Source organism: Bacillus sp. 9.4 (assembly GCF_055486415.1).
In genome coordinates, this window is record NZ_JBVFMU010000003.1 from 567,327 (window position 1) to 582,223 (window position 14,897).

Consider the following 14,897-nt stretch of genomic DNA (forward strand, 5'->3'; position numbering starts at 1 on the left):
TATGAGGAAATCAGAGCATAAACTGACATTTATGCAGACGCTCATTATGATCAGCAGCACACTGATCGGTGCCGGGGTCCTAACCCTTCCCCGCTCAGCTGCCGAAACCGGCAGTCCGAGCGGATGGCTTATGATACTGCTGCAGGGCGTTATTTTTATTATCATTGTTCTGCTTTTTTTGCCTTTCCTTCAAAAAAACAGCCAAAAAACTCTTTTTAAGCTCAACAGCATTGTAGCTGGAAAATTCATCGGCTTTCTATTGAATTTATATATCTGTCTATATTTCATTGGGATTGTTTGCTTTCAAGCTCGGATTTTGGGAGAGGTTGTCGGATTCTTTTTGTTGAAAAATACGCCAATGGCAGTTGTGGTGTTTATATTTCTTGCAGTTGCCATCTATCATGTGGGCGGAGGCGTTTATTCAATTGCAAAAGTATACGCTTATATTTTTCCTATAACCCTTATTATTTTTATGATGCTTCTGATGTTCAGCTTTCGCTTGTTCCAGTTCGATTTTATCCGGCCTGTTTTTGAAGGAGGCTATCAAAGTTTTTTCTCTTTATTCCCAAAAACACTTTTATATTTCTCAGGATTTGAAATCATCTTTTATCTCGTCCCATTTATGAGAGATCCGAAGCAAGCGAAAAAGGCTGTTGCTTTTGGGATCGGGACTTCTACAGTGTTCTACAGCATTACTTTGTTCATTGTGATTGGCTGTATGACTGTGGCTGAGGCAAAAACGGTGACATGGCCGACTATTTCCCTCATCCACGCATTAGAGGTTCCGGGTATTTTTATTGAACGATTTGATCTGTTTTTACAGCTGACCTGGACAGCTCAGCAATTTACCTGTATGCTCGGATCCTTCAAAGGCGCCCATCTCGGGTTAACGGAAATCTTTCATCTAAAAAATAAAAACAATGCTTGGCTGCTGACTGCAATGCTGGTTGCGACGTTTTTCATAACGATGTATCCCAAGGACTTGAATGACGTGTTTTATTACGGGACGCTTCTTGGATATGCTTTCTTAATTGTGATTGCAATTCCATTCTTCGTCTGGCTTTTAAGCTGGGTACAGAAAAAACTTGGGAGGGGTCAGCTGCAATGAAAACAGCAACAAAACTCGCAGTCATGTTTCTTATGCTGCAGGTTCTCTGCGGGTGCTGGGATGTCAAAAATATTGAGAAACTATCCTTCGCCAGAGGGCTGGCGATCGATGAGACAGATGATCACCAGTACAAACTGACGTATCAAAACCTTCTTCCCCAAAGCGAAGACAGCCAAGCATCCGGAAAACCCGAATTTGTCAATGTGACGTCCTACGGGAAAACGATCCTGGAAGCAGTCAGTGATGTATCCATCAAGGACCCTCCTGTTTATAGCGATCATTTAAAAGTGATTCTTTTGGGAGAAAAACTGATGAGGAATCAAAATGTAGACCAAGTCTTCAACCACTTTATCCGGGATGATGAGCTGCGGCGAAGCAGCTATTTGATGGCAGCCAGAGGGAATGCAGCTGATGTTTTCACAAAAGGAAACCCCAATCAGCAGCAGCCGATGCCCTCAGAAAAACTGATTGATTTGACAACTCACAGCGGATATAACGGTAAGATTATGATACCGCTGCGCATCGGCAGAGCATCTATATACTCTCAGAACGGGTACAGTTATCTTATTCAAGCCGTGAAAAACCAAAAGGGAAAAGCCAAGTATGACGGTTCAGGCGTTATCAAAAGAGGCAGCAATAAACTCGTTGGGTTTCTTTCAGCTGATGAAACCCAAACACTGACATGGGTCATGGGGACGATCCAAGGCGGTGTCATGCCAACGACAGATAAAGGACATCCGATTACGTTTGAAATTAAAAAGTCGAAAACGAAAATTAAGCCGGTCATTGAAAACGGAAAACCTGTCTTTCATATTTCTGTTAAAACGAAGGGCATCCTGACAGAAGACCAAAACCCGAATGAAAACTCGTTCAGCAAAAGTTATTTGCACAGGCTGGAAAACATTTTTGAAAAAAAGCTTGAACGAGATGTAAAGCAGGTGATGGATAAACTGCAGCACGAGTATAAAACCGATCCGGTCTTTTTATCAGACCACATAAGGATTCAACACCCTGACTACTGGAATAAAGTAAAAGGGCATTGGGATGAAATATTTTCTGAGGCTGATTTTAAGTACGATATTTCTTTTAAAATCATTAACTTTGGCACGGTGGGAAAGTAAGCAATCAAAAGGGTGCGCATGATCGCGCACCCTTTTTTATGTCCCAACAGTCTGCTGTTTTCCGGCCGATCCTCCCTGTCCGTTTTTGTCCCGTAAATCCTGCTCAATTTCTTCAAGGCTTTTTCCCTTTGTCTCTGTCACTTTAAATCGGACAAATAAGAACGCCATGATACCGATCGCGGCATAAATCAGGAATAAATAACTGATTCCGATCGCTTCCATTAATATTGGATAGGTTAGTGAAACAATCAGTGTCCCAACGTGCAACATTAAGGTCGAAACACCGGTCCCGATTCCTCTGACATGAAGCGGGAACAATTCAGGAAGCATCACCCATACAACCGGTCCCCAGCTGACCGCAAAGACAACGATAAACACGCCTAAACAAATGACGGTCGTCCATGAGGCAGCCGGAGTGTTATCGAAAAAGAGATTTACTAAAGCGAGAACGATCAAGCTGATCACCATGCCCGCATTCCCGAATAGCAGTAACGGCTTTCTTCCAATCTTGTCGATGATTTTAATCGCTACTAATGTCATGACAACATTGACTGTGCCGATTCCGACCGTGCCTAAAATCGAAGCGGAGTTTCCGAATCCGACGTTTGTAAAGGTCTTTGGCGCATAGTAGATGATCGTATTCGTTCCGATAAATTGCTGCAAAAAAGCGAGTCCCAAACCGGCAATAAGCGCTGGGCGCACCCATGGATCGAACAGCTCCTTCAGGCCGCCTTCATCCTGCTTTTCCGCTTCTTTTATATCATGTATTTCCTGATCAATATCTTTTGTGCCACGCAATTTTTCAAGAATTTTCTTCGCTTTGCTTTCTTCGCCATTCGTGAACAGCCAGCGCGGGCTCTCCGGCATAAACAAAATGCCAATGAGCAAGAGCAATGACGGCACAGCAGCCAATCCAAGCATCCAGCGCCACGCTTCGGCATCGGCAAATATGTAATTGACAATGTAAGAAAGAAGGATGCCGACCGTGATCATCAGCTGATTCAGTGATGACAGCGCCCCGCGTTTATGTTTTGGCGCCAGTTCAGATAAATAAAGCGGCACGATAGTCGTCGATGTTCCGACTGCAAGTCCCAAAATGATGCGAAACAGCACCATGACTCCCGTATTCGGGGCCAGCGCCACACCAAGACCGCCTATACAAAACAGCAGCGCGGCCGCCATAATTGCTTTTTTTCTTCCGAAACGGTCAGTCAGCTTGCCGGCCGCTCCTGAGCCCAATATCGCCCCAACCAGCAAGGAGCTTACAACAAGACCTTCTGTAAACGCGTTTAAGCCTAACTCCTTTTTCATAAATAAAATAGCTCCGGAAATCACTCCGGTATCATAGCCATATAACGCGCCTCCAAGAGCTCCGAAAAAATAAAGCCATATATTTGACTGCTTTTTCATAAAAATGACTCCCTTTCTCCATCAGCTGCAATGACATTGTCTGTGGGATTTTTTTAGAAATCTTTTAGCCTCTTTTTCCGGCCATTAAACCTTTTTATTTTGCTGATCATAAGTTTTCCAATCATTTACTTGTATTTTTTTCAATGTCGCCGAAACATTTTACCTGCTGCGGCGTCCAATATAAGGTGATTCAGCACATCATCGTTATCAATTTTCAAAAACAAGAACTTATAAATATAGGAATATTTATCGAAAAATGTCTTTCGAGTAGTTGCCCCATGGCAAATAGAATGGTACGCTTCAAATATTAAAGAAACGTGAGGTATTGATATATGGAAGAACGATCACAGCGCAGAAAGAAAAAGAGAAAACTAAAAAAATGGGTGAAAGTTGTTGCCGGATTAATGGCTTTTTTAGTCATTGCGGCAGGCTCTGTCGGCGCCTATGCTTTTGTAAAGCTGAACAATGCTTCTAAGGAAGCTCACGTCAGCCTTGCACGCGGAGAACAATCTGTAAAACGGATCAAAGAATTTGATCCTGGAAAAGATTCTTTTTCTGTATTGCTCTTAGGAATTGATGCCAGGGAGAAAAACGGCGAGACCGTCGATCAGGCAAGAAGTGACGCGAATGTGCTGGTTACATTTAATCGGAAAGAAAAAACAGCTAAAATGCTGAGCATTCCGCGTGACGCCTATGTAAACATCCCGGGCCACGGGTATGATAAATTCACACATGCTCACGCTTACGGCGGTGTTGACTTGACTGTGAAAACAGTTGAAGAAATGCTGGATATTCCCGTCGATTATGTCGTAGAAAGCAATTTCACGGCTTTTGAAGACGTCGTAAACGAATTAAATGGCGTCAAAGTAACAGTAAAAAGCGATAAAGTCATTCAGCAAATCAAAAAAGATACAAAAGGTAAAGTCGTTCTTCAAAAAGGAACACATACGCTTGATGGGGAAGAAGCGCTCGCTTACGTAAGAACACGTAAAGCGGACAGTGACCTTTTACGCGGGCAAAGACAAATGGAAGTGCTGAGCGCCATTATAGATAAATCAAAATCATTAAGCTCAATTCCGGCTTATGATGATATTGTGGATACGATGGGGCAAAATTTAAAAATGAACTTATCCCTTAAAGATGCCATCGGCCTGTTCCCGTTCATCACTTCATTGAAATCAGTTGAGTCTATTCAGCTGACGGGTTATGATTATGAACCTGCCGGAGTTTATTATTTCAAATTGAATCAGCAAAAGCTGCAGGAAGTTAAAGAAGAGCTGCAAAACGATTTAGGTGTATAATGAACGGGATGGCGATTACGCCATCCCGTTTTACATATTTCCTTGTTGAAAATTATCAAAGTAACGATTAGCCTTAATTTATATGGATTATGTTTCACAGGCAAGCTGAACATACTACACGAAGCAGCTTCATTTTTAAGGAGGTTCCCCTACATATGAAATGTATTGCGATTGATCTAGACGGAACATTACTGAATAAAGAAAGCGTCATTTCTGCGGAAAACAGAGAGGCGATCAAGCGGGCCGTTGATGCCGGCATCCTCGTCACCATTTGCACGGGAAGAGCGACATTTGATGTAAAAGCGCTGCTGGATGACTTGGACATCCCTATCATTGCAGCTAATGGCGGTACGATCCACGACACGGGTTACCGTTTGATCAGCCGGACATTAATGGATCAGGAAGCCGGTAAAGCGATTGCTGATTACTTACTTTCAAAAAACATTTACTTTGAGGTATATACAGATGACCATCTGCTTTCTCCTTTTGACGGCGAAGCTAAGCTGCACGCGGAGCTTGACATTCTAAAGAGCGCAAACCCAAACGAGCAGACGGATGACTTGTGGCAAGGAGCCATGACTCAATTCAAACAGTTTGGCATTAAACCAATCCCTCATATCGAATCGGTTTTTGACGGCGGTGAAAACATTTATAAGCTTCTTTGCTTCTCCTTTGATATGGACAAGCTGAAACAAGCGAAGGAAGAACTGAAGCATCATAAAAAACTGGCGCAAACCTCTTCAGGAAAACATATTATCGAAATCCTGCCGGCCTCGTCAGGAAAAGGACGCGCGTTAACAAAGCTGGCTGACCTATACGGAATTGAAACACAGGATATCTATGCGATCGGCGATAGTCCAAACGATTTGTCCATGTTTGAAGTCGCCGGACACCGTATCGCCATGGAAAATGCGATTGATGAATTAAAAGAAAAAAGCACCTTTGTCACAAAAAGCAATGACGAAAATGGTGTGGCCTACTTTATAGACCAGCTTCTTTCAGGCCAATATGCATAAAGAAAAGACTCCAGAGATTGGAGTCTTTTTCTTTTATTGCACCCGTATACTTCCTGCGTATTTATCCTTCCAATATGTGCTCGTGTTCATATTGGTGATGGTCACGCCGTTTGATAATGTGACATGAACAACTTGTCCGTTTCCGATATAGATGGAGGGATTTAAGCTTGTTGATTGAAAGAACACAATGTCTCCCGGCTTCAGGTCCGCCTTCTCAATCTTAGTTCCGGCATTGTACTGGCTTGTTGCGTATCGAGGCAGGGAAATACCGGCTGCTTTCTGGTAGACATATTGGACAAATCCAGCTGTATCAAATCCTGTCTCAGGTGTTACTCCGCCCTGTTTGTAAGGCACTTCTCCGACATAAAGCGTCGCTTCGGAAACAATCGGATTTTCTTTCGGGATTGTCAGGTTGTCAAATCGGCGAATACCCGTCATCTTCGATTTCCAGTAATCCTCTGACAAATAGGAAATGGTTACTTTTTCTGACCGGCTTGCCTGAATGAACCTGCCTGCGCCCGCATAAATGCCTGCATGTGAAATTCCCGTTTTATACGTATTGCTGAAATAGACGACATCACCAGGCTTTATGTTCTGAGGGGCTACCTTCTCGCCCACTGCCCACTGCTGTTCGGCTGATCGCGGCAGATAAATGCCGAGTGCCTGTTGAAACACATATTGCACAAGCCCCGAGCAATCAAAGCCCTCTGACGGCGTGCTTCCGCCAAACACATATGGGACACCGATATATTTTTCGGCCTCCTGAACGACAGGAACATCAGCCGTTGCCGGATCGGCAGCGATTCGTCTCGCTCCGATATAAGTTCCGCTCCAATAGCTGCTTTTTTTGTAATTGGTGATGATAACCCCTTTTGACTGTGTACTGTGAACCATTTGGCCGTCTCCGATATAAAGGGCGTCATGTGTCGGAACAGTGCCGGTGCTTCCCTCTTTCTTGAAAAACAAAATATCACCCGGCTTCAGGTTTTCCGGCTTTACAGCTGTTCCGATTTTATACTGGTCGTTTACAGATCTCGGCAGATGAATATCAGCCTTACTGAACACATATTGTATCAATCCTGATGGATCGAAACCCTCTTTTGGCGTTTCCCCGCCATATTTATACTGATATCCAAGCAGGTTTTTTGCTTCGCTGACAATCAATTCTGATGATGTATCAGCTTCCGCAATCTCCGCTTTTGTCATAATTGGAACCAAAAAACAAATGATAACCGCCACAAGCAAAAACTTCTTCCAGTTTGCCAGTGTGTTCACTTTTATTATCTCCTCCTCTTTTTGCAGTTTTAACATCGGTATTTTTTTGAATATGTTAAGAGACTTTTTAATATTTTTACAGAATGAATATGCTGGGCAAATAAAAAGAGAGTGTCTCCTCAGACACTCTCTTTTTTGAATTATTTATTGGCGTTTACCGGTTCTTCCTGCTGTTGGATTTTATTCATTTCCATATCAATCTTCTGTTTTTCCTGATCTGTCAGCTGATCATTGAATTTAAAAGCTGACATAAACATGAACACGATGGCTACGGCAACAAACGGCCAAATGGCTTTGACAAATTTCATCTTTATCACTCCGATTATTTAGATTTTAGTTTGTCACTATGATCAATATCAAACGTCAGTTTTCCGTCTTCTACTTTCCAAGCGAAATTAGAGTCTTTCGTCAGTTCGCGAATAATGGTTTTCTGTTTAAGGCTGTCTTTTTTCACAGGTGCAGGTGTCGCTTCATGGATGTCGATCGGTGTCACTTCAAAGCGGCCTGTTCCATTTTTCTTCAGGTGATACTGAACCAGTGCACTGTCTCTTGTTCTCGTCCAGCCCTGGTCAAAGACAAAGTTGCCGAGGCTGTAGAAAATGACGGTTCCGTTATATACTTCAATCGGTTCTAAGACGTGCGGGTGATGGCCGACGATGATGTCAGCTCCCGCATCAGACATGGCTCTTGCAAGCTGGCGCTGGCGGTCGTTTGGATCATTGTCATACTCTTGGCCCCAGTGTGACTGCACAACAACGATGTCCGCATGTTTTTTCGCTTCTGAAATCATAGGGATGAAGATTTCAGGATCTGCGGGCAGCACGCCCGGCGTATTCTTTTTAGCCGCGAAACCTTTCCCGGACACATCGGTAAAGCCAAGCGTCGCAATCGTTACCCCGTTGACTTTCTGGTACGAAATTTTCTTTTTCGCATCACTTAAGCTGTATCCCGCTCCAACGATATCAAGGTTTTGCTTCGCAAATTCTCCAAGCGTATCTTTCATGCCCTGAACGCCGTAATCCATTGCGTGGTTGTTTGCGCTGTTGAGAACCGTGAAATTCATATCCTTCAAGACTTTCACTGATTCCTTATTCGTCTGCAGATGAATCTCTTTATCTGCTTGTTTATAATTCTTTTGATAGGTTACCGGGTTTTCAAAGTTTCCTGCTACATAATCCGAGGCTCTAAAGATCGGTTCAACATATTGAAAAATACTGTCTGCCCCTTTTTGCTCCGTTACTTTTTCAACATAGCGTCCCATCATAATATCGCCTACAAATGAGGCTGAGAGTACGTCGTCAGAATACGTTTTGACCTTCGGCGTTTCCGCTTTTCCCGCCCACATGAAAGCGAACATAAGGACAAAAACGATCGGAATGGCAATAAATACGTGCTTATTGGTTTTCTTTTTTTGCTGTTTTGTCAGCTTTAGCAGCTTTTCATGAAAGCTCAGTTCTTTTTTCATCGTTTGACACACCTTACATTAAATTAAGTAGTAAACAAACATGATAGCAAAGGTCGCTCCGCTCAATAGCAGCGTGCTTCCGAACGTAATGGTTAAACCTTGTTTCTGAATGGTATTGGCAATTAAACCTGGCACGATGATGCCGATTCCTCGAAATTCTGCGATTTCAAATGGTACAATCGGGTATAGAAAATCAAACGCGATTTTTAGGACGATCCCTGTTATCAGCATGGCAGCGAATTTTCTGCGTCCGTACAAAATCATAAATTTGGATAAACCGTATTTCACAATAACATAAGTGAGCAAGCTCACTAGCAAAACAAGTAAAATAAAGACCGGCTGATTAAACACAAGTCCTAAATATCCCGGTACAACAAGTCCTGCCGGCACGATCCCTGTTTTTTCCGCAAAAATTAAACTGAGTAGTACACCTAAAATTAGTGCGATGTATAAATCTGATCCGAACATGTTTGCATTTCCCCCTAGCTTACGAGCTGCTTAACCTTGTATTCGTGGATTTTTTCAATTAAAGGCTCTGCGGCACCATGAATATTGCCGACGCCATATATGACACGGTTGTGCATTCTTTTCTTTAACAATTCCATAATTTCATCTGTTGACTTATACTCTAGATCATGCAGTTTGTCTGCAGGAATTTTGCCTTCTTCGTAGGCTTTTACGATCGGTTCTGTTGTTTCACCGATTAAGATCAGTTCACTTGCTTCAATATAAGGCAATACGTCATTTGCGAATTGCTGTGTCCGATCGACACGGTCTGCGCGACAGTTCATGATGATGATCGGATCATCGGTCGGGTAACCGATTTCTTTTACACGTTTCCATATATTCAAAGTAGAAGAAGCGTCGTTTGCGGCAAACCCATTAACAAAGTGCCCAGGCTCGCTCGGACTGATCAGCGGAAGAATTCTCATTGCTCCCGGATCTGGCGGCGCATTCAGCATTCCCTTAAATGCTGTTTCTTCGTCAATGCCGAGTGCTTGAGCCACACCCAGCGCCAGAGAAGCGTTATCAGGGAATACCATGTATTCAAATTTACGTAAATACTCATCTGTAATTTTTGAGTTATCAGCAATGATGACTTTTGTGTTTCGTTCTTTTGCTTTTTGTTTAAAGAACTCGGTATATTCACTATCTGTAATGACAAGATGGCCATTATAAGGAATTGTAGCGGTAAACGCTTCTGCAATTTCATCAAGCGTCGGCCCCATGACATCCATATGGTCTTCTAAAACATTCACAATGACGCCGATATTGGCCTGCAGAAGTTCTTCCTGAAAGATGATTTGATAATCTGGGTTAACAGCCATGCATTCGCTGACAATCGCATTAGCCCCTCTATCTACTGTTTCTCTCATGACTTCTTTTTGCTCTCCGATATTCGGCCCCTGAGGTTTCCGTTTAATCGGCTTTTCCTCCGGTGTGTCCCAGTAAATCATTCTTGCATCTGTTCCTGTTGTTTTTCCAACAGTCTTGTAACCGGCTTCTATTAATATTCCGGTTGTCAGCCTTGTCACAGTCGATTTTCCGCGGATGCCGTTAATATTCACCCGAACAGGGAGGGCATCAATGTTTTTCTGATGTCGTCGTTTTTCTAATATTCCGATGACCAGTATGACAGCACAGGCTATAATGAGTAACCACATTGCTTTTCGACATCTCCTTCTATATTGTTGTAAATTCATTCATCAGTATATAGAATCACTATGAATTCTCAATCGGCATTATGTAACATAATCTTCCCTAATCGACTAAGCCAAACTTCTCTTTTGAAAGAGATTTTATACCTACAAACTGTTTTCTATTTTTGGAAAACAGCAGGACTTATACCTTATCACTTTTTTGAAAAATCGAAGAGAATGCGCTTTCATTTTTCTCCTGATATCCTTCTGGACGTATAGTCACACCTTGCTGTTTGTATTTAATATGCATTTCAAATCAATCTTTTTTTCAGCCTGTGTTATCAAGCATTTCCTGCTATCATGCGTGTTTCCGGTTCTTATGAACACAAAATAATTTTATCCTGTTTCTTAAGGACAAGGTCATAATGTCATCCTTTCTGCATGGAATAAGCAATATTAGGCCCATTCCAAAATGACTAAGGAGGTTCGAGATGAAAACGCTAAACATACGAGTCCGAATTCTCTAACATAATTAAACATTTTCTGGGATGATAGTCTTTTCTGTTTCTCACCATTTACAGGTCTAAACGCATGACTTTGAAACAATTTTAATAAAACTTAATATTTGTTCAAGAAATCTTCATCCATATTTGTGAAGACTTTGTCAAAAAAAGAGTGAAAACCTTAATTTTTTCAATTATATATACAATTTACAATTAGATTTCTTTTGATATTTTTATTGCTAACTTCGGATTGTTCATGATAATCTATCTATGTAAACGGTTACATAAACAAGGAGGAGCTGTTTTGGCTACAATTAAAGATGTCGCCGGAGCGGCGGGCGTTTCAGTTGCGACGGTTTCCCGCGTCCTGAATGATAACGGCTATGTACACGAAGAAACACGAACGCGTGTCATAGCGGCGATGGCGAAGCTGAACTATTACCCGAATGAAGTCGCCAGATCTCTATATAAAAGAGAATCCCGACTGATCGGACTTTTGCTCCCGGATATCACAAACCCTTTCTTCCCCCAGCTTGCCCGCGGTGCGGAAGATGAATTGAACCGGGAAGGCTATCGCCTTATTTTCGGCAACAGTGACGAGGAATTGAAAAAAGAACTTGAATACCTTCAAACCTTTAAGCAAAATCATGTCGCAGGCATTATTGCCGCAACAAATTACCCGGATCTCGAGGAATACAGCGGCATGAATTATCCAGTTGTTTTTCTGGACAGAACACTTGAAGGGGCTCCTTCTGTGTCCAGTGACGGCTATACAGGAGGAAAGTTAGCCGCTCAGGCTATCATTCACGGAAAAAGCCAGCGCATTACGCTCTTGAGAGGACCCGCTCACCTGCCGACCGCTCAAGACCGCTTTAACGGCGCTTTGGAAATCTTAAAGCAGGCTGAAGTTGATTTTCAGGTCATTGAGACGGCTTCATTTTCAATTAAAGATGCACAATCGATGGCGAAGGAGCTGTTTGCCGCTTATCCAGCGACAGATGGTGTGATCGCGAGTAATGATATTCAAGCCGCTGCCGTTTTACATGAAGCATTGCGGCGCGGAAAAAACGTGCCGGAGGACATTCAAATTATCGGCTATGATGACATTCCGCAAAGCGGACTTCTGTTCCCGCCACTTTCTACAATTAAACAGCCCGCATATGATATGGGGAAAGAAGCTGCCAAACTGCTTTTGGGTATCATCAAAAAACAGCCGCTGGCAGAAACGGCAATTCAAATGCCTGTCACCTATATAGGAAGAAAGACGACAAGAAAGGAAGATTAAGATGCGTAATATTTGTGTGATTGGTAGCTGTTCTATGGATTTAGTGGTCACCTCGGACAAACGCCCAAAAGCCGGTGAAACGGTTCTTGGCACGTCATTTCAGACTGTGCCGGGCGGCAAAGGAGCAAATCAGGCCGTTGCCGCAGCCAGACTTGGGGCGCAAGTGTTTATGGTCGGCAAGGTTGGAGACGATCATTATGGAACAGCTATTTTGAATAATCTCAAAGCTAACGGCGTTCGCACTGACTATATGGAACCGGTTACACATACGAAAAGCGGAACCGCTCATATTGTGCTTGCTGAAGGCGACAACAGCATTGTCGTTGTCAAAGGCGCGAACGATGACATCACCCCAGCGTATGCGTTAAACGCGCTCGAACAGATTGAAAAGGTCGATATGGTGCTGATTCAGCAGGAAATCCCAGAAGAAACGGTTGATGAGGTGTGCAAATACTGCCATTCTCACGATATCCCGATCATACTAAACCCAGCACCGGCCCGCCCGCTCAAGCAGGAAACAATTGATCACGCTACCTATCTGACGCCGAATGAACACGAGGCTTCGATTTTATTCCCTGATCTTACCATTTCTGAAGCTCTTGCGCTTTATCCGGCAAAGCTCTTTATTACGGAAGGAAAACAAGGCGTCCGCTATTCGGCTGGCAGCAAAGAGGTGCTCATCCGGTCCTTCCCTGTAGAGCCCGTTGATACAACCGGAGCCGGTGATACGTTTAACGCAGCATTTGCCGTGGCCCTGGCTGAGGGAAAAGACATTGAAGCCGCATTGCGGTTTGCCAATCGTGCCGCTTCCCTTTCTGTCTGCTCCTTCGGTGCCCAAGGCGGAATGCCGACAAGAAATAAAGTAGAGGAGCTGCTGTCATGAAAAAACACGGTATACTGAACAGCCATCTTGCCAAGATTTTAGCCGACCTTGGCCACACTGATAAAATTGTCATCGCGGATGCCGGACTGCCGGTTCCTGACGGCGTTTTGAAAATTGATCTTTCACTGAAGCCGGGCCTTCCGGCTTTCCAAGATACAGCGGCAGTGCTCGCTGACGAGATGGTCATCGAAAAAGTCATTGCTGCAGCTGAAATAAAAGCATCCAATCAGGAGAATGCGAAATTTCTAGAAAATCTTTTCTCTGAACAAGAGATTGAATACCTTTCTCACGAGGAGTTTAAGCTGCTGACAAAAGAAGCAAAGGCAGTCATAAGAACAGGAGAATTCACACCATATGCCAACTGCATCCTGCAGGCAGGTGTGCTTTTCTAGAAAGGAGGATGAAACATGCAGATTGAAATGAAAGACATTCAAAAAGCATTCGGAAAAAATCAGGTGCTGTCAGGCGTTTCCTTTCAGCTCATGCCTGGCGAGGTTCACGCATTAATGGGAGAAAACGGCGCCGGCAAGTCCACGCTTATGAACATTTTGACAGGCCTGCACAAAGCAGATAAAGGTCAAATCAGCATAAACGGAAACGAAACGTATTTTTCCAATCCAAAAGAAGCGGAACAGCATGGAATAGCCTTTATCCATCAGGAATTGAATATTTGGCCGGAAATGACCGTTCTTGAGAATCTATTTATCGGTAAAGAGATATCCTCCAAGCTGGGCGTCTTACAAACAAGAAAAATGAAAGCGCTAGCAAAAGAGCAATTTGACAAACTCTCCGTCTCTCTTTCTCTTGATCAAGAAGCCGGCGAATGTTCCGTCGGACAGCAGCAAATGATCGAAATCGCAAAAGCGCTTATGACAAATGCCGAGGTAATCATTATGGATGAACCGACCGCAGCGTTGACTGAACGTGAAATCAGCAAGCTCTTTGAGGTCATTACAGCGTTAAAAAAGAACGGCGTCTCCATTGTCTATATTTCGCATCGCATGGAAGAAATTTTTGCGATTTGCGACAGAATTACCATCATGCGTGACGGAAAAACGGTAGATACAACAAACATCTCAGAAACTGATTTTGATGAAGTCGTCAAAAAAATGGTCGGACGGGAGCTGACTGAACGATATCCAAAACGCACTCCTTCTCTCGGTGACAAAGTATTCGAGGTGAAAAATGCCTCCGTAAAAGGGAGTTTTGAGGATGTCAGCTTTTATGTTCGTTCCGGTGAGATCGTCGGTGTTTCAGGATTAATGGGAGCCGGCCGGACAGAAATGATGAGAGCGCTGTTCGGCGTTGACAGGCTGGACACGGGTGAGATATGGATCGCTGGGAAAAAAACGGCTATTAAGAACCCGCAGGAAGCCGTGAAAAAAGGTCTCGGCTTTATTACAGAGAATCGCAAGGATGAAGGGCTTCTGCTCGACACCTCGATCCGCGAAAATATTGCCCTGCCCAATCTGTCCAGCTTCTCACCAAAGGGTCTCATTGATCATAAGCGGGAGGCTGAATTTGTCAATCTGTTAATCAAACGACTCACTATCAAAACAGCATCACCGGAAACGCACGCACGCCATTTATCAGGAGGAAACCAGCAAAAAGTGGTGATAGCCAAGTGGATCGGCATCGGACCGAAAGTGCTTATCTTGGATGAGCCGACCAGAGGTGTGGATGTTGGCGCCAAACGAGAGATTTATACGCTGATGAATGAGCTGACCGAACGCGGCGTCGCAATCATCATGGTGTCATCAGAGCTGCCTGAAATTCTGGGAATGAGCGATCGGATTATCGTTGTCCATGAAGGCAGAATCAGCGGAGAAATCCATGCGCGAGAAGCAACACAAGAACGAATTATGACACTTGCCACGGGAGGGCGGTAAT

General features: G+C 43.6%; 14 protein-coding genes. 8 read left to right on the forward strand and 6 right to left on the reverse strand.

Annotation, left to right across the window (positions count from 1 at the left end):
* The first annotated feature begins 1 nt into the window (after nucleotide 1).
* On the forward strand, nucleotides 2–1,108 hold the full coding sequence (gene gerBB / locus ACZ07B_RS14850) for a spore germination protein GerBB (RefSeq protein ID WP_464877367.1): 1,107 nt from the start codon (nucleotides 2–4) through the stop codon (nucleotides 1,106–1,108).
* On the forward strand, nucleotides 1,105–2,229 hold the full coding sequence (gene gerBC / locus ACZ07B_RS14855; RefSeq protein ID WP_024571919.1) for a spore germination protein GerBC: 1,125 nt from the start codon (nucleotides 1,105–1,107) through the stop codon (nucleotides 2,227–2,229). The genes gerBB and gerBC overlap by 4 nt, the downstream gene beginning before the upstream one ends.
* 36 nt (nucleotides 2,230–2,265) lie before the next feature.
* On the opposite strand, the gene ACZ07B_RS14860 is transcribed toward gerBC, so the two are convergent.
* Entirely contained in the window at nucleotides 2,266–3,639 is a 1,374-nt protein-coding gene (locus ACZ07B_RS14860) for a sugar porter family MFS transporter (protein WP_100505902.1), read from the reverse strand.
* 332 nt (nucleotides 3,640–3,971) lie between these two features.
* On the opposite strand from ACZ07B_RS14860, the gene tagT reads away from it, so the two are divergent.
* Together tagT and ywtE are read left to right on the forward strand one after the other, a co-directional pair.
* Complete coding sequence (gene tagT, locus ACZ07B_RS14865) at nucleotides 3,972–4,940, forward strand: polyisoprenyl-teichoic acid--peptidoglycan teichoic acid transferase TagT (protein ID WP_014478157.1); 969 nt, start codon at nucleotides 3,972–3,974, stop codon at nucleotides 4,938–4,940.
* A gap of 155 nt (nucleotides 4,941–5,095) precedes the next feature.
* Entirely contained in the window at nucleotides 5,096–5,956 is an 861-nt protein-coding gene (gene ywtE / locus ACZ07B_RS14870; RefSeq protein WP_088327102.1) for a 5-amino-6-(5-phospho-D-ribitylamino)uracil phosphatase YwtE, read from the forward strand.
* Between the two features lie 33 nt (nucleotides 5,957–5,989).
* Here ywtE and pgdS read toward each other — a convergent pair whose 3' ends face one another.
* The 5 genes from pgdS to pgsB all read right to left on the reverse strand — a co-directional run bounded on the left by pgdS (nucleotide 5,990) and on the right by pgsB (nucleotide 10,360).
* Nucleotides 5,990–7,231 (reverse strand): gamma-DL-glutamyl hydrolase, encoded by a 1,242-nt coding sequence (gene pgdS / locus ACZ07B_RS14875; RefSeq protein ID WP_003242751.1) that lies wholly within the window; start codon nucleotides 7,229–7,231, stop codon nucleotides 5,990–5,992.
* Between the two features lie 140 nt (nucleotides 7,232–7,371).
* Nucleotides 7,372–7,539, reverse strand: a complete 168-nt coding sequence (gene edmS, locus ACZ07B_RS14880; protein WP_003227896.1) for an extrachromosomal elements maintenance protein EdmS — start codon at nucleotides 7,537–7,539, stop codon at nucleotides 7,372–7,374.
* Nucleotides 7,540–7,553: 14 nt separating this feature from the next.
* Complete coding sequence (pgsA, locus tag ACZ07B_RS14885; RefSeq protein ID WP_003243306.1) at nucleotides 7,554–8,696, reverse strand: capsular polyglutamate synthetase PgsA; 1,143 nt, start codon at nucleotides 8,694–8,696, stop codon at nucleotides 7,554–7,556.
* A gap of 18 nt (nucleotides 8,697–8,714) precedes the next feature.
* Nucleotides 8,715–9,164, reverse strand: a complete 450-nt coding sequence (gene pgsC / locus ACZ07B_RS14890; protein ID WP_003227889.1) for a poly-gamma-glutamate biosynthesis protein PgsC — start codon at nucleotides 9,162–9,164, stop codon at nucleotides 8,715–8,717.
* A 14-nt stretch (nucleotides 9,165–9,178) separates the two neighbouring features.
* Nucleotides 9,179–10,360, reverse strand: a complete 1,182-nt coding sequence (gene pgsB, locus ACZ07B_RS14895; protein ID WP_014478160.1) for a poly-gamma-glutamate synthase PgsB — start codon at nucleotides 10,358–10,360, stop codon at nucleotides 9,179–9,181.
* Between the two features lie 783 nt (nucleotides 10,361–11,143).
* Here pgsB and ACZ07B_RS14900 point away from each other — a divergent pair.
* From ACZ07B_RS14900 to rbsA, 4 genes are read left to right on the forward strand one after another with little or no spacing between them, the layout of a single operon-like run.
* The gene (locus tag ACZ07B_RS14900) at nucleotides 11,144–12,124 is read left to right on the forward strand and encodes a LacI family DNA-binding transcriptional regulator (RefSeq protein ID WP_032722637.1); all 981 of its coding nucleotides are present in this window, start codon (nucleotides 11,144–11,146) and stop codon (nucleotides 12,122–12,124) included.
* Between the two features lies 1 nt (nucleotide 12,125).
* Nucleotides 12,126–13,007, forward strand: coding sequence for a ribokinase (gene rbsK, locus ACZ07B_RS14905; RefSeq protein WP_464877368.1), 882 nt, complete (start codon nucleotides 12,126–12,128; stop codon nucleotides 13,005–13,007).
* Entirely contained in the window at nucleotides 13,004–13,399 is a 396-nt protein-coding gene (rbsD, locus tag ACZ07B_RS14910) for a D-ribose pyranase (protein WP_003227877.1), read from the forward strand. The genes rbsK and rbsD overlap by 4 nt, the downstream gene beginning before the upstream one ends.
* 15 nt (nucleotides 13,400–13,414) lie before the next feature.
* Nucleotides 13,415–14,896, forward strand: coding sequence for a ribose ABC transporter ATP-binding protein RbsA (gene rbsA, locus ACZ07B_RS14915; RefSeq protein WP_464877369.1), 1,482 nt, complete (start codon nucleotides 13,415–13,417; stop codon nucleotides 14,894–14,896).
* The last annotated feature ends 1 nt before the right edge of the window (nucleotide 14,897 follow it).